This window comes from Caldicellulosiruptor morganii (assembly GCF_026810225.1).
Taxonomy (GTDB): Bacteria; Bacillota; Thermoanaerobacteria; order Caldicellulosiruptorales; family Caldicellulosiruptoraceae; genus Caldicellulosiruptor; species Caldicellulosiruptor morganii.
This window is the reverse complement of sequence record NZ_CP113865.1, coordinates 1-14,741: the sequence shown is the minus strand read 5'-3', so window position 1 is coordinate 14,741 and position 14,741 is coordinate 1. Positions and strand designations below refer to the sequence as shown.

Genomic DNA, 14,741 nt, shown 5'->3' with positions numbered 1-14,741 from the left:
GTAGAATTATTTATTCAACAACTTAAAAAATAAAAATATAGTTTAAACAATAAAATTAGTGAAATTTTTATGCTTTCTTCTCATACATCTCCAGAGCCTTTTTCACCCTCGAAATTATCTCATTTCTTATTCTCTCGGGCGATATCACAACAACATCCTTCCCCAGATATAGAATCCTTGACAAAACCTCTGCTTCTTCAAATTCATAGTAGTGGATTGTGAGCTGGTGTTTATTTTTATCTCTTAAAAACCTTGCAGATTTTTCAAACGGTGCAAAAATGCAAAATGCTCTTTCCAATGCATTTCTTGTGTTCACAACTTCAAGGACAATAGGCTCTTTTGCTCTGCTTCTTTTCAAAAACTCCTCATATTCTTTCAAAATCTGTTGGATATTTCCCTGTTCAGAACCTATACTTATATCATTCAAATTTTGAACAACACACTTTGCAAAGCTGTGAGAATTTATTGAGTAAATAATTGCATACAGCAAATCGTCTTTTAAGGAGTACTGAATCTTAACAGGAATCCCTCTTTCCACAAACTTCTGCCCGCTTCGCGCTATGTATGTGTAGTTAATAACCCTTTTCTCTAAGGCTGCTTTAATCAAAACTCTGAGCTTTTTGTCAATCTCAACTACAGACTCTCTTTTTACCACTTTTGAGTAGTTTTTGGGTAGCAAAATCTCAGGCAAAAGCGAAAAATTGCCACCTGCCTTTATTCTTTTAATCTTTTCAATTGTCTCATCTTCCAAAAAAAGATGAACATAACGGCTACCAAGTATAAATTTAAGCCACAGAATCTCTATATCAATTGCATAGGGGTCAATTGGTGCGTTGATTCTTAAAGCATATTCCTTTGAATCATCAATCTTTTTTAAGAGATATAAATTCCTGCTTTCCTGATTGTCTGTGGCTAAAACTTTCTTCTCAAGGCTTGGAAAATTACAGTTGTATTTTTTCAAAATCTCCTGAATTTCTTTCTGTGAAATTTTTCCATTTTTATATGCTGTATTTATAATCTCCTCTAAGGCTTTATAAAATGTGCTTTTAACCTCATTGAATATCTCCATAGTTCTTCAAAATCTCCCTCCACTCATCCATCATTTCCTGCCTGAGCTTTTGAGAGTCTGGGCTATCATCTTCAACAACCACTCTGTGTGAAAAGCTTCTCAGCCATGGTTTTATTTCTTTCAGGTTGCTGAGCTCATAGTCCACCACAAATTCATTCTGGCTTATCATCTCAATGTGTGCACCTTTTAGCTCTCTTTTTACCCTGTTTAATACAAAGTTGTAGTTTGTGTCTTTATCAAGAACAAATCTAAATCTTATCTTTTTAAATCCTTCTTCTTTCAGTGGAACTGACACAAAAAAGCACTTTTCTATAACCGGCCAAAACTTTTCAAAAAGGCTTCTGTCAAATTTCTCATCCAGAATTTCTATCTTTTCAACCCTTGAAGCAGGAAGTGTATTAATCTCTTTTTCGTCGAGTATTATAAAATACCACCTGCCAAGCTTTACATCGTAAATGATTCTGAGAGGTATGCAGCTATACTCCTTCTTCTGAGAACCACTTCTCGGATAATACCATATCTTTACTTTATTCCCCAGAGATGCTGCATACCAGAACCTCCAAACAATCTCTTCGTCCAGAACATAGTGATGGGGTATGTATGTAAACCAGAACAGCTGGTTTGCCTCTTTTATAAATTCCTCTTCACCGTTTTTCAAAAGGTACTTCTCCAAGCTTTCTTTTAAGAACCAGCCCGGGACATTCGGCACATTGGTGTTTATGAAAAATAAAACAGATAGATATATATTTTTTAGCTCATCCCTCGAAAATCCTTTAAAAAGCCTTTCAATTGTATTTGACAGCACATAAACCTTTTCCTTTTTCAAAAACCTGATAATACCCATACTTTGCATCTGTTTCAATGTCCTTTTTATGCTTGAATCAACTGCTCTGTCTTTTGTTCTTTCATCAAGCGCAAAGTAAATCTTATCCATTATTTCATTTGTAGTTGCTTTTTTGTCTTTTGAAGAATTCAAAATCTGAAGAATCATGAAAAATAATGTTGTCTGAAGTGATGTGGAAGTTTTTGAGAAATATATGTTTATAAGTGGATTTTCAACTTCCCTGAAAAAATCCTCAACAACGCAGGGCAAAGCCTTTTTTCCCTCTTTTTCAACCGAAAGGTATTCATCTTCTTTTAAAAACACTCTCATGCGCCTGAGCTCTTCATCAAATGTCCTTTTGCCTATCTGAAAAAGCTTTGCATCTTCTCTTGAATAGCAACCATAAAGGTATACAAGCCGCGAAAAGTTTCTGAGCTTGTTAAAGTGGTTAATAAAAGGATTGAACTCGGCCATACTCTCAAAACTTCCCTTCTACCTGTTTTTTATCCTTATTTTTCATAAAGGAAAAAATTTCTTTGCTTGCTATAACAAAATTATACTAAAAAACTAAAGCAGGCAAAAGGCTTTATGCAAAAGTAGCCCCTGCCTGCTTTTTTAAAAAGAAAGTATTTCTGTGAATTATCTTTTTTTCTTAAGTGTATTTATACCAAATATGGTGTAAAGCGGGCAATATCCTATAAGTCCTGTTATAAGTGGCACAAGTCCTATTAAGCCCCAGTACTTTGCATTGCTCTTTACTATGAAAAGCAGACTCAGCAAAACAATGCCAATAATTACTCTTATAGTTCTGTCAGCATTTCCTACGTTTTTCATTTATACATCTCCTCATAATTTTTTTCACTGTATTTTTTATACCCATTTATATTTATTCTGTCACAAGGTTTGTGGATTTTTTCATTCTCAAATCTTTATTTATCTGCTTGCACCGCCACCACCCGAAGAACCGCCACCAAATCCGCCACCAGAAGAGCCTCCGCCAAAGCCACCACCAGAACCACCGCCAAAGCCGCCCCATGAACTGCCACTACCCCGGTTTCCTCTTTTTTGCAATATTATAAATATATACGCAAGTACAAATACAATTATAAAAATTATATCTGGAAGTTCTATGTTATCATCTTCTGCAGATGACGGTTCATCCGGCTGGTTCTGAACCCCGGTGTAACCTTTTAGATTTTCCAGTTCAATGTTGTACTCCTTTGCAATTTCGCCTGCAACTGCAAAAAAGGTGTCCTTTATACCCTTTGAATACTCCTTTTTTTCAAATGCCGGAATTGCATAATCATCAAGTATTCTTCCTGCTTTTCCATCTGTTATTGCACCTTCAAGCCCATATCCCACTTCTATCCTTATTCTTCCCTTCTTGCCTGCTAAAAGATTTTCCCTGTTTACAAGAATCAAAACACCATTGTTCTTCTCTTTATCACCTATACCCCACTTTCTGAAAAGCTCAAGCGCATATTCTTCTATTGTTTTTCCACCAAGTGTTTCAACCGTCACAGCCACAAGCTGGGCTTGAGTCTTTTGATCAAGCTCCTTTGCTAAAGCTCTCATTTCCTCTTCGTCTGAATCATCTATCAAATTGGCACAGTCAAATACATATATGTTTTTCTGCGGCTTTGGCAAAACATCTGCAAAGCCTATGCAGGTAAGAAAAGTAAAGCTTGCAATTACAAGCATCAAAAATGCTGCCAGATGCTTCTTTTCAAATATTTTCATCTTTTCTCACTCCTGATTGGTCTTTTCTGGGATAATCCACTTCTGAAATCTTCTATAATTTTTTCCGTGCCTTAAAGTGATCATTGCACTTGTTATTTTTATTATTTTTTGCAACAATTTAATATATACCCTTCTTTGATGTAAATTACAACAGAATAGTTCTAAATATTATAACCAAGAATTCTGTATTTTGTTTTGAAACATTTTTTAATAAACTTTCTTTTTATGCTGCAAAAATATACTGTTTGACCAAAAGTCATTTCTGTCGATCTCACATGCAAAATTTTTGAGCTTAATTTGTATTCGGTTTCATTTAGAAATTGAAAGGTTTTATTTGCATCTCTGGTAATTTGCTGGTCGACGGAAGGCTCTGACTGGCTTCTTTTAATTGTTGATAGTGCTGAGTTTATGTAAGTTTTTCATAGATGTATCGATAAAAAAACATTGACATGCTTGCATAAAGTTGATATAATAAAATTAAGCTTTTTAACCGGTTTGTAGCCTTCCCTTTGGGGATTGAAACTTATGATGAGCTTATGAAGGTTAGGTTTGATTTACAGGGTTTGTAGCCTTCCCTTTGGGGATTGAAACTGATAAAGCCCGTTCTTTTCTGCCTTTTCACGTCCGAGTTTGTACCCTTCCCTTTGGAGATTGAAACATCTGCACAGGAGATAATGGAAGTTGCAAAGAACTTAGAAACAAAAATGGAAAAATTCAAGGTTTAGCAAATTAAAAAAGCCATAGCCTCACACATTAAAAGAGACTATGGCTTAAATTTTATTGCAGCCAAAACGCATGAATAGGCTCTCCTCTCAAGGGAAACCCTGAACCCTGGTATTTATGTGCAGTTTTTCAAAAAGCGCCTTGATATTCTTCAGCCCTGCATTGCCAAGCTTTTTAGCTTTTGTTCTTTTCAGGTTTCTTATAAATTTAAAGTGAAGAATATCTTTTCACTTTATTTTCTTGGATACCACAAATACTCAACAGACGACCTTTTGACAACCGGCTGGGGGGTAGAGGCGGATAGTTTCCACTCAAAAGCTCCAAAACAGCGTCTTTTGTCTGTCTTATAGCCTTTTTTGCAACATCAGCTAAAATTAAAGTTCTGTCGTCTATCTCTGCCATTGGCTTTTGCTTTACAACCTCTAAGATTGACACTGCCGGGAACTCCCCAATCTGCGGATCAACAGGACCTAAAACAGCATCCGGTGCCATTACAATCTCGTCTGCTGCCAGGGCAATTAAAGTCCCACCGGACATTGCATGGTGTGGAACATGCACTGTCACTTTGCCCCTGTGTCTTTTTATGGCCCTTGCAATCTGAAGCGACGCCAGCACAAGTCCACCCGGTGTGTGAAGAATTATATTAAGCGGTAAAAGAAAATCTCATCATCAAAGAAGTTGTTATACCTTCTGTATCTTTTTTTGAACAAATTAATTGTAAACACACCAAACAAAAATCCGCCTATGTGTGCCCACCAGGCAATCCCGCCACCAAAAACAGGCCCAAACAGCTCAAGTATCCCGGATGACACCTGCGATAAAAACCATATCCCAAGATAGAAAAGAGCCGGTATTTCCACAAAGAGTGGAATAAACCCAACTGGTATCAGTGTCACAATCCTTGACAGAGGAAACATCAAAAAGTATGCACCCATCACACCTGCTATTGCACCGGATGCTCCAACTGTTGGAACATCCGATGCTGCATTGAAAAACCAGTGTGTAAGCGATGCTGAAATTCCGCTTAAGATGTAAAATATCAAGAATCTAAAATGCCCCACCCTGTCTTCCACATTGTCGCCAAAAAGCCACAGGCTCCACATGTTTGAAATAAGATGCATCCAGCTTCCGTGCATGAACATGCTTGTGAGAATAGAACCTATCGAAACGGTGATTGCTGTCAAAAAGCCATGCTGAAGGTAGTAAGTAAATCTTGCCGGGACAAAGCTGTACCTGTAAACAAATTGCAAAGCTGCTTCATGCGGCAGTGAAACCTGATACAAAAATACAAAGACATTAACCGCTATTATTGTCCATGTCATGAATGGCTTTTCTCTGCTCGGAATGGTATCTTTCAGTGGTATCATAAACTTACTCTCCTTTCGTTCTCTCAATGGTTGAAGTTGAACAATTGTGACTTTTTGAATTTGATGCCTCTTTTAGGCAGATGATTGTTGACAAACTTTGATAAAAGGTTGTCATGTTATAATACAATTTATATTCATATTTGATAATATACTATTGGTTGCATCTTTTCAATCAGTTTATAAACTTCATAATCTCCAGCTCTGAATTTTCTTTCAATTAAATTCTAAAAAATTTTAATGAGGTAACACAATGATTCCAAAAAAAGAAGCTGTACCCTGTTTTTTTAGGGTCAGCTTCCTTTCTTATTCTTCAATCTTTAATTCTTGCAATTGATGAAACCCTTATATTATCCCCGTCAATTCTCATGAGCTTAACACCCTGTGTTGACCTTCCCTGAACAGGTACCTGACTCACCTCAAGCCTTATAAAAATTCCGCTGCTTGAACACAGCATTATCTCATCCTGGTCGTCCACCATCTTGATGTCAACAATCCTGCCTGTCTTGTCTGTAACTTTGTATGTCAAAACGCCCTTTGCACCGCGTCTTGTCCTGCGGTATTCTTCTATGTCGCTTCTTTTTCCAAATCCGTTTTCTGTAACGCACAGAAGATATTTTCCATCACTTGCCTTTTCCATACCCACAATGAAATCTCCATCCTCAAGCGTCATACCTTTAATACCTTTAGCAGACCTTCCCATAACCCTCACATCATTTTCATTGAACACAACACAGTAGCCACTGCTTGACACAAGCACCATTTCATCATTGCCGGATGTCAGCTTTACATCTATCAGGCAGTCATCATCGGCAAGCGTAATTGCTTTTTTACCCGCCCTGGTTGTGTTTTCAAATTCGCTAAGTAAAACCTTTTTGATTGTTCCGTTTTTTGTACACATCATCAAGAATCCTTCTTTGAAATCCTTTACTGTCATACAGGCTGTGATTTTTTCATCCTTTTCGATCTGTATGAGATTGACTATCGCCATGCCTTTTGCCTGCCTTGATGCCTCGGGGACTTCATACGCTCTTAGCCTGTAAACCTTGCCTTTGTCTGTGAAAAAGAGGATGTAGTTATGAGTTGTTGTGACAAACACCTCTTCGACAAAGTCCTCTTCCCTGGTAGAAATACCTGTTATGCCCTTTCCACCCCGCTTCTGGCTCCTGTATGTGTCAAGCGGAAGCCTTTTGATGTATCCAAAGTGTGTGAGTGTAATTACAGTATCCTGCTCCTGGATAAGCTCCTCTTCGTCAAAATCCTCATGTTCTTCCTGTATGATCTTTGTTCTTCTCTCATCTCTGTACTTTTCTTTTATCTCCAGAATTTCCTTTTTGATAATCTCCTTCACCATTGCCTCGCTTGCAAGCACATTTTTGTAGTACTCTATCATCCTGAGAAGTTCTGCAAGCTCTTCTTCAATCTTCTGTCTCTCAAGCCCGGTAAGTCTTTGCAGTCTCATATCAAGTATTGCCTGTGCCTGTATGTCAGTAAATGAAAATCTTTCTATAAGCCTTTCTTTTGCCTCATTTACAGTTCTGGATGAGCGAATTATTGAAATAATCTCATCTATATGGTCAAGGGCTTTTTTGAGCCCTTCCAGAATATGAGCTCTTTCTTCAGCTTTTTTAAGGTCATACCTTGTTCTTCTGATAATTATTTCTTTTTGATGCTCAATATAAAAGCTTAGCATGTCAAGAAGTGTGAGCACCTTTGGCTGGTTGTCAACAAGCGCAAGCATGATTATTCCAAACGTGTCCTGAAGCTGTGTGTTTTTGTACAGCTGCTTCAAAACCACATTTGCATCTGCATCCTTTTTGACCTCTATTACAATTCTCAAGCCCTCTTTGTCAGATTCATCTCTTATGTCCGAAATACCTTCTATTTTCTTCTCCTGAACAAGCTCGGCAATCTTTTCAATAAGCCGCGCCTTGTTTACCATGTACGGAAGTTCTGTAACAACAATTCTCTGCCTTCCCTTTGATGTGTGTTCAATCTCAGCTTTTGCCCTGACAACTATCTTACCTTTGCCTGTTGAATACGCATCCCTTATCCCCTTTTTGCCTATGATGTACCCGCCTGTTGGAAAGTCAGGCCCTTTTATTATCTTCATTATATCATCCAATGTAGCATTTTCATGGTCAAGCATGTACACGATTGCATCTATTACCTCTGCAAGGTTGTGAGGCGGGATGTTTGTTGCCATACCAACAGCAATGCCCTGGCTGCCGTTTACAAGAAGGTTTGGAAAGCGCGATGGCAGAACCTTTGGCTCTTTTGCAGACTCATCAAAGTTTGGCATAAATTCCACTGTCTCTTTTTCTATATCGCGAAGCATCTCAACCGCTATTTTGCTCATACGCGCCTCTGTGTAACGCATAGCAGCCGGCGGGTCACCATCAACAGATCCAAAGTTTCCATGCCCGTCAACAAGCGGATGGCGCATGGAAAACTCCTGCGCCATTCTGACAAGGCTTTCATAAACAGCAGCATCACCGTGCGGATGGTATTTTGCCAGAACATGCCCTACAACTGTTGCTGACTTTCTGTACGGTTTGTCGGGCGTAAGCCCTATCTCGTTCATGGCGTAGAGGATTCTTCTGTGGACAGGTTTTAAGCCGTCTCTTACATCAGGCAGTGCACGGGATACAATTACACTCATCGCATAGTCTATATAGCTTCTTTTCATCTCTTCCTGTATCTCAACAGGGATTATCCTGAAATCCAGCTCTTCCATGCTTTAATTTTGCCTCCTCTATACTTAGCATTATCATCTATCAGCTAACTCCTTCAGTATATCATAATTTTCTTCAATTACTTCATCAATTACTTTCTCCAAATTTTTCTTTAATTTCATTATTTTAAATTCAATAAAATCCAGAACCTCTTTCTGAGCCTCTTCAGGTAGTTTTATAACTTCTTCATAAATCTTTTTTGCAACTTCCACTTTAAAAACACCTCTTTTTTATATATCCAGATTCCTTACATACCTGGCATTCTTCTCAATAAACTCTCTTCTTGGCTCAACCTTGTCGCCCATAAGGATTGTAAAAATCTCCTCTGCCATCACAGCATCCTCAAGTTCAACCTTCAAAAGAATCCTTCTTGCGGGGTCCATTGTGGTCTCCCACAGCTCCTCGGCGTTCATCTCACCAAGTCCCTTAAAGCGCTGAACCTGCGCATCTTTCATCTCCTGCAAAATCTTCTGAAGCTCTCTGTCGTTGTATGCATATCTTATCTGTTTTCCTTTTGTTACCTTGTAAAGTGGCGGCTGGGCAATGTAAATGTGCCCATTTTCAATAAGCGGTCTCATGTATCTGTAAAAGAATGTCAAAAGCAGGGTTCTTATATGTGACCCGTCAACATCGGCATCTGCCATGATTATTACCCTGTGATATCTGAGTTTTTTAAGGTCAATGTCATTGCCAATACCACACCCGAGCGCCTGAATCAAAGGAAGCAGCTTGTCGTTTGAATAAATCTTATCCGGACTTGCCTTTTCAACATTCAGCATCTTACCCCAAAGTGGAAGTATTGCCTGATAGCGCCTGTCTCTTCCCTGCTTTGCAGACCCACCTGCAGAATCACCCTCAACAATGAATATCTCGCACTTAGCCGGGTCCTTTTCTGAGCAGTCTGCAAGCTTGCCGGGAAGGTTTGAACTTTCCAGCGCAGACTTTCTTTTAACAACAAGCTCTCTTGCCTTTCTTGCCTCTTCGCGCACCTTTGCCGCAAGGAGCGCCTTTTCTATTATCCTTTTTGACACATCGGGGTTTTCTTCCAAAAATGCTGCAAGCTTTTCAGAAACTAAGTTTTCAACCGCCCAGCGTGCTTCGCTGTTGCCAAGCTTTGTCTTGGTCTGCCCTTCAAACTGAGGCTCATGAATCTTGACAGACACAATAGCTGTCATGCCATCCCTGATATCCTCGCCCAGAAGCTGGTTTTCTGCCTTCAAAAAATTGTATTTTCTTGCATAGTCATTAACCGCCTTTGTCACAGCCGCTTTGAAACCAACAAGGTGTGTACCACCGTCTATTGTTGCAATGTTGTTTGCAAACGAATAGATGTTTTCACCAAACTCGTCTGTGTACTGAATTGCAACCTCAATCAAAATCTGGTTTTTCTCACCCTCTATATAGATTGGATCTTTATGCAAAACCTCTTTGTTGCGGTTCAAATACTTCACAAACTCGGCAATACCACCATCGTATTTGAGCTCAACTGTTTTTGGATTCTTCTCTCTCTCATCAGTAAATGTGATTCTGATTCCTTTGTTCAAAAATGCAAGCTCTCGAAGACGCTGCAAAAGCACATCTGCGTCAAATTCAATTGTTTCAAATATCTCATCGTCGGGCAAAAATGTAACCTTTGTGCCTGTTCTATCCGTCTCACCCAGGATTTTGAGTTCACATACAGGCTTTCCTCTTTCATATCTTTGATAGTAAATTTTGCCGTTTCTGTACACTTCAACTTCTAAGTATCTTGAAAGTGCATTTACAACAGATGCACCAACACCGTGAAGACCACCCGATACCTTGTATACACTCTCGCCAAACTTACCGCCTGCATGAAGAACAGTAAAAACCACCTCAACCCCGCTTTTTTGAAGCTTTGGATGTATATCAACCGGAATTCCACGTCCATCGTCTGTTACAGTCACAGAATTATCACTGTGTATGACAACATCAATATTTTTGCAGAATCCTGCCATTGCCTCGTCAATCGCATTGTCGACAATCTCATAGACAAGGTGATGAAGACCGCGCTGGGATGTTGAGCCTATATACATTCCCGGGCGCTTTCTGACAGCCTCAAGCCCTTCTAAAACCTGTATCTCGCTTGCCGTGTATTCCTGATTGGAGTTTTTTGTATTGTCCAACTTTGTATCACCTTCCATTGAAAAATTTTGAGAAGTCAAAAAAATCAAAAATTTTCAGGACACATCAAGGTAGTTGTCCACATATGAGTTGAAATTTATAAATCTTTTTGCAAGTGTTGTTGAAGATACCGGCGACACAATTGCATAGAGTCTTCCATCAATTTCAAGAAGAAGCACAGATTTTTTTAGATCATCGTTTATAACAACAACTCTGTCTTCGGCTTTCAGCCTCTCAAAAATCATCTGGTTGTCTTCAGAACCCATAAAAATATCATAGTTCATTATCAAAAGAAGCTCCGAGCTGTTGATAACATAATCCTCACCTATATGAGCAAACATATCTTCACATCCCTGTGAGTTTTTTTAAGAAAATAAAAAATGTTACAATTGAACAACATTTATATCACCTTCAATCAAGCCTGCGGCAATCAAATTCTCTTTTTCCTCTGCAGAGGTTATGATTGCCTGGTAATCCCTGCAAAGGTCAAGAACATTCTTTTTTCTCTCATCATCAAGCTCTGAAAAGATGTCATCCAAAAGCAAAATTGGTCTTTCAAATAGCTTTGCAGATGCAAGGTATATTGCAATGCATGCAAGCTTGATCTGCCCTTCCGATGCATATTCCTTTGCACTTTTACTGTTTATGAGAATATCAAAGTCGTCCCTGTGAACCCCACCTGTTGTAAAGCCAAATTTGATGTCCTTTTCAAACCGCTTTTTGAGCTCTGTATAATACTCCTCCTGACTTGATGACTCTATTGATGCTCTGTATACAATATCAATTGTGCTTCTGTGTTCAAACACATCGTACCAGACCTGCTTTGTAAACTCAGACAGCCTTTTTACTATCTCTTCCCTCTTTTTATATATCTTATACCCCAGTTTTGCAAGCTCCACATCGTACACATCTATTATATCTTTTTTATCATAACTTTTCAAAAAAGCATTTCTGCTCATCAATGCTTTTTGATAGTCCTGATAGGTTTTTATCATGTACGGATATATCTTTGAAATCTCCATATCCAGAAACTTTCGCCTGACTTTCGGGTCCTGCTTTACAAGCTCGGTTGAGTCGGGTTCAAAATATACAAACCTGAACTTTTCTAAAAGCTCGGATAATCTGCTTATTCTCTTCTCATTTACCATTATCTTTTTCTGAAAAAACCTGTCCACATAACAGAGTATCCTGTGCTCAAAATCATTATCAAAGACAGAAGCATCAAGCTTGAAATATTCACTTTCAAAATTGATAAGATTTACATCCTTTGCCTTAAAAGACTTGCCGCAAAAGCAAAAATATATAGCCTCAAGAAGATTTGACTTTCCTGAGGCGTTTTTCCCTAAGACCAAGTTAATTCCATTTTTAAACTCAAAAAACCTCTCCCTGTGATTTCTGAAGTTCTCAAGATATATGCTTTTTATTATCATTTTTCAAAACCCCAAAACAATAAAGCTTTGTTATTCTGGCATTTTTACCGGCAGCACAAGGTAGATATAATTCTGGTCATCACGGGCACGCACAATTGACGGACTTGTGCTTGATGTTATATAAAGGTCAATCTGGCCGTCCAGCACTTTCAAAACATCCAGAAAGTACTTTACGTTAAAACCTATTCTGATATCCTTGCCTTCAACATCGCACATAACATCCTCTTCGAACCTGCCGTCTGCTGAGTATGATATTGCTCTGAACAGCATTCCCGAAACCTCGAATATCACAGCCTGCACGTTTGTCTTTTCATCTTTTGACACAATCGAAGCTCTCTCAAGGGTGCTTTCCAGAACATCTGACAGAATAGAAACCTTTGTTGAATACTCGGACGGAATGACATTTTTGTAATCAAAAAACCTGCCGGCTATCAATGTCACAATTACACTTGTTGAGCCTATTTCAAACAAGGCCTGGCTTTCAAAAAACGAAACCCTCACCTTTTCTGCCTCTTCAATGTCTATTATCTTTGTAATGTCATCTAAGTTTTCAGCAGGAACAATCTTTGAAAATTCACCATCCATATCAATTGGTTTTAGCTTGTTTATTGCAAGTCTGTGCCCGTCCATTCCCACAAGGTTTACAAAGTCATCTTCTCTTTCAAAAAGCACACCTGTAAATGTCGGTCTTGTCTCATCTTTGGATGTTGCGAATATAACCTTTTCCATGGCATCTTCAAACTCTGATGCTGTAAATTCGCAGAAGCTGTCAGTTGGCTTTCTGTCCATCTTTGGAAAATCGAGCGGATCTAAGGATGGAAGTCTGAACTCTATCTTCTGGCACCTTACCTTCACTTCATTATCTTCCCTGATTATTTCAACATCGCCGGATGGGAGCTTTTTTACAATGTCTGCAAGCAGTTTTGCTTTGATAAGTGCAGCACCTTTTTCTAAAATTTCACCATTGAATTCTGTTTGTATTTGCATCTTCATATTGTTTGTGGTGAGCACAATGACGTCCTCTGCCTCAATCAGCACACATTCCAGAACTGATGTAACCTTTGTTGAAGATGCAGAGAATATTACCTTGGAAATATTGTCCTGGAGTATATCTTTGTCCACAACAAATTTCAAATTTTTTCCCTCCTTTTTTTCGGGTGCGCAAATTTGAAAGCTATAGTAAAACTGACAGTAGTAGTACTAATAATGCATGTGGATAAGTTGAAAAAGTGTTCAAAGCCTTGAAAAATGTGATTTAAATAAAGTTAAAAAAGCTGTGGATAATTAAAGCAGATTTCAACCAGATTCACATGTGAAAATTCAAATTCACAGGAAGTTATCCACAGCTGTTTATTCTCTGTTGATAAGTCGTTTTTTTAAGCTTTCAACAGTATTTCTTGTGTTGGTATCCTTGTTGATAAGTTCTTTGATTTTTTCACAGGCATGAAGTACAGTTGTATGGTCCTTTCCGCCGAACGCTTCGCCTATTTTGGGCAGTGACACATTTGTTAGCTCTCTTGCCAGGTACATTGCTATCTGGCGCGGGAATGCGACGTTTCGCGACCTTCTTGATGATTTGAAATCTTCAATCTTTATGTTAAAATAGCCTGCAACCTCTGCCTGGATGTCTTCAATTGTGAGCTCTTTTCTGGAGTTTGTTTCTATAAATTCTTTCAGAGCCTTTTCGGCAAGTTCTAAAGTGATTTCCTTGTCGGGTGCCATTAGCTTTGAGTATGCTAAGATTTTGTTGAGTGCACCTTCAAGCTCTCTTATGTTTGTTTCTATCTTTGAAGCTATGAACTCCAGAATGTGTTGCGGCACCTGTGTTCCTTCAAGCTGGCATTTCTTGCTAAGGATTGCAATCCGCGTTTCATAATCGGGCGGCTGTATGTCTGTGATAAGTCCCCATTCAAAGCGGGACCTTAGCCTGTCTTCCAGTGTGTTTATTTCTTTTGGTGGCCTGTCTGATGACAGAATTATCTTTTTGTTGGCTTCATACAGGGTATTGAATGTGTGGAAAAACTCCTCCTGTGTTCTTTCTTTTCCGCCCAGAAACTGAATGTCGTCAATCAAAAGTACATCTACATTTCTGTACTTTGTTCTAAACTCGTCGGTTTTCTCATCCCTGATTGCGGCAATCAGCTCGTTTGTAAAAACTTCTGATGTCACATACATAACCTTTGTGTCAGGATAAAGTTTCAGAACATGATGGCCTATTGCGTGCATAAGGTGTGTCTTTCCAAGCCCAACTCCACCATAGATAAAAAGCGGGTTGTATGTCTTTTCGCCGGGCGGGGTTTCTGCAACTGCCAGGGCTGCAGCATGGGCAAGCCTGTTATTGTTGCCAACAACAAATGTCTCAAATGTGTATTTGGGATTGAGTGTTGTTACAATTTCGGGCTTTTCTTCTTGTTTTTGTTTTATGTACTTTTTGTATTTGTCAACCTCGTTTGGCAGTATGACTTTGAAGCTCAAATGTGGTGAGTAAAGCTGTTTTAAAGCATTCAGTATCAAAACAGAGTATCTGTTTATGACTATCTCCCTGTGGAAATCTGCAAAAGACTTCAAGATTAAAGTGTCACTGTCGTCAAAGCAAATGGGAACAAGCGTCTCAACCCATGTATTGTATGAGATGTCTGTTGGGCTCGGATTCAGTTCTTTTTTGATAACCTCCTTGATATCTTCCCATACCTTGTTGACATCGTAATCTACCAT

13 protein-coding genes and 1 pseudogene are annotated in these 14,741 nt (G+C 38.8%); 1 reads left to right on the top strand and 13 read right to left on the bottom strand.

What is annotated here, in order from left to right:
- Positions 1-67 precede the first annotated feature (67 nt).
- The 4 genes from OTK00_RS00070 to OTK00_RS00055 all read right to left on the bottom strand — a co-directional run bounded on the left by OTK00_RS00070 (position 68) and on the right by OTK00_RS00055 (position 3,632).
- Positions 68-1,069 carry a WYL domain-containing protein gene (locus OTK00_RS00070; protein ID WP_045168613.1) on the bottom strand — a complete coding sequence of 334 codons (1,002 nt, stop codon included), beginning with the start codon at positions 1,067-1,069 and terminating at the stop codon, positions 68-70.
- Positions 1,053-2,366 carry a helix-turn-helix transcriptional regulator gene (locus tag OTK00_RS00065; protein WP_045168614.1) on the bottom strand — a complete coding sequence of 438 codons (1,314 nt, stop codon included), beginning with the start codon at positions 2,364-2,366 and terminating at the stop codon, positions 1,053-1,055. Before OTK00_RS00065 ends, OTK00_RS00070 begins: the two co-directional genes overlap by 17 nt.
- A gap of 165 nt (positions 2,367-2,531) precedes the next feature.
- Entirely contained in the window at positions 2,532-2,726 is a 195-nt protein-coding gene (locus OTK00_RS00060; RefSeq protein ID WP_045168615.1) for a YgaP family membrane protein, read from the bottom strand.
- A gap of 99 nt (positions 2,727-2,825) precedes the next feature.
- A complete protein-coding gene (locus OTK00_RS00055) occupies positions 2,826-3,632 on the bottom strand; it encodes a TPM domain-containing protein (RefSeq protein ID WP_045168616.1) in 807 nt (268 codons plus the stop codon).
- 584 nt (positions 3,633-4,216) lie between these two features.
- Here OTK00_RS00055 and OTK00_RS00050 point away from each other — a divergent pair.
- The gene (locus tag OTK00_RS00050; RefSeq protein ID WP_268760795.1) at positions 4,217-4,357 is read left to right on the top strand and encodes a hypothetical protein; all 141 of its coding nucleotides are present in this window, start codon (positions 4,217-4,219) and stop codon (positions 4,355-4,357) included.
- A gap of 230 nt (positions 4,358-4,587) precedes the next feature.
- Here the strand turns inward: OTK00_RS00050 and OTK00_RS00045 are convergent.
- From OTK00_RS00045 to dnaA, 9 genes and pseudogenes are all read right to left on the bottom strand, one after another.
- Positions 4,588-5,009 (bottom strand): annotated as a pseudogene (locus tag OTK00_RS00045) (SDH family Clp fold serine proteinase); the annotation flags it as partial.
- On the bottom strand, positions 4,994-5,722 hold the full coding sequence (locus OTK00_RS00040) for a rhomboid family intramembrane serine protease (RefSeq protein WP_045168617.1): 729 nt from the start codon (positions 5,720-5,722) through the stop codon (positions 4,994-4,996). The gene OTK00_RS00040 and the pseudogene OTK00_RS00045, both read right to left, overlap by 16 nt.
- Positions 5,723-6,032: 310 nt before the next feature.
- The gene (gene gyrA, locus OTK00_RS00035; protein WP_045168618.1) at positions 6,033-8,456 is read right to left on the bottom strand and encodes a DNA gyrase subunit A; all 2,424 of its coding nucleotides are present in this window, start codon (positions 8,454-8,456) and stop codon (positions 6,033-6,035) included.
- 33 nt (positions 8,457-8,489) lie between these two features.
- A complete protein-coding gene (locus OTK00_RS00030) occupies positions 8,490-8,666 on the bottom strand; it encodes a hypothetical protein (RefSeq protein ID WP_198525717.1) in 177 nt (58 codons plus the stop codon).
- Positions 8,667-8,684: 18 nt separating this feature from the next.
- Positions 8,685-10,616 (bottom strand): DNA topoisomerase (ATP-hydrolyzing) subunit B, encoded by a 1,932-nt coding sequence (gyrB, locus tag OTK00_RS00025; protein ID WP_045170045.1) that lies wholly within the window; start codon positions 10,614-10,616, stop codon positions 8,685-8,687.
- A 36-nt stretch (positions 10,617-10,652) separates the two neighbouring features.
- Positions 10,653-10,937, bottom strand: coding sequence for an extracellular matrix regulator RemB (gene remB / locus OTK00_RS00020; protein ID WP_045168619.1), 285 nt, complete (start codon positions 10,935-10,937; stop codon positions 10,653-10,655).
- A gap of 42 nt (positions 10,938-10,979) precedes the next feature.
- Complete coding sequence (gene recF / locus OTK00_RS00015; protein ID WP_045168620.1) at positions 10,980-12,026, bottom strand: DNA replication/repair protein RecF; 1,047 nt, start codon at positions 12,024-12,026, stop codon at positions 10,980-10,982.
- Positions 12,027-12,056: 30 nt separating this feature from the next.
- Positions 12,057-13,160, bottom strand: a complete 1,104-nt coding sequence (dnaN, locus tag OTK00_RS00010; protein ID WP_045168621.1) for a DNA polymerase III subunit beta — start codon at positions 13,158-13,160, stop codon at positions 12,057-12,059.
- Between the two features lie 216 nt (positions 13,161-13,376).
- Complete coding sequence (gene dnaA, locus OTK00_RS00005) at positions 13,377-14,741, bottom strand: chromosomal replication initiator protein DnaA (protein ID WP_045168622.1); 1,365 nt, start codon at positions 14,739-14,741, stop codon at positions 13,377-13,379.

What these genes read in the sequence shown, in the direction of transcription:
- OTK00_RS00070 (WP_045168613.1), bottom strand. Translation starts at nt 1,069, where the DNA reads ATGGAGATATTCAATGAGGTTAAAAGCACATTTTATAAAGCCTTAGAG.
- OTK00_RS00065 (WP_045168614.1), bottom strand. Translation starts at nt 2,366, where the DNA reads ATGGCCGAGTTCAATCCTTTTATTAACCACTTTAACAAGCTCAGAAAC.
- OTK00_RS00060 (WP_045168615.1), bottom strand. Translation starts at nt 2,726, where the DNA reads ATGAAAAACGTAGGAAATGCTGACAGAACTATAAGAGTAATTATTGGC.
- OTK00_RS00055 (WP_045168616.1), bottom strand. Translation starts at nt 3,632, where the DNA reads ATGAAAATATTTGAAAAGAAGCATCTGGCAGCATTTTTGATGCTTGTA.
- OTK00_RS00040 (WP_045168617.1), bottom strand. Translation starts at nt 5,722, where the DNA reads ATGATACCACTGAAAGATACCATTCCGAGCAGAGAAAAGCCATTCATG.
- gyrA (WP_045168618.1), bottom strand. Translation starts at nt 8,456, where the DNA reads ATGGAAGAGCTGGATTTCAGGATAATCCCTGTTGAGATACAGGAAGAG.
- gyrB (WP_045170045.1), bottom strand. Translation starts at nt 10,616, where the DNA reads ATGGAAGGTGATACAAAGTTGGACAATACAAAAAACTCCAATCAGGAA.
- remB (WP_045168619.1), bottom strand. Translation starts at nt 10,937, where the DNA reads ATGTTTGCTCATATAGGTGAGGATTATGTTATCAACAGCTCGGAGCTT.
- recF (WP_045168620.1), bottom strand. Translation starts at nt 12,026, where the DNA reads ATGATAATAAAAAGCATATATCTTGAGAACTTCAGAAATCACAGGGAG.
- dnaA (WP_045168622.1), bottom strand. Translation starts at nt 14,741, where the DNA reads ATGGTAGATTACGATGTCAACAAGGTATGGGAAGATATCAAGGAGGTT.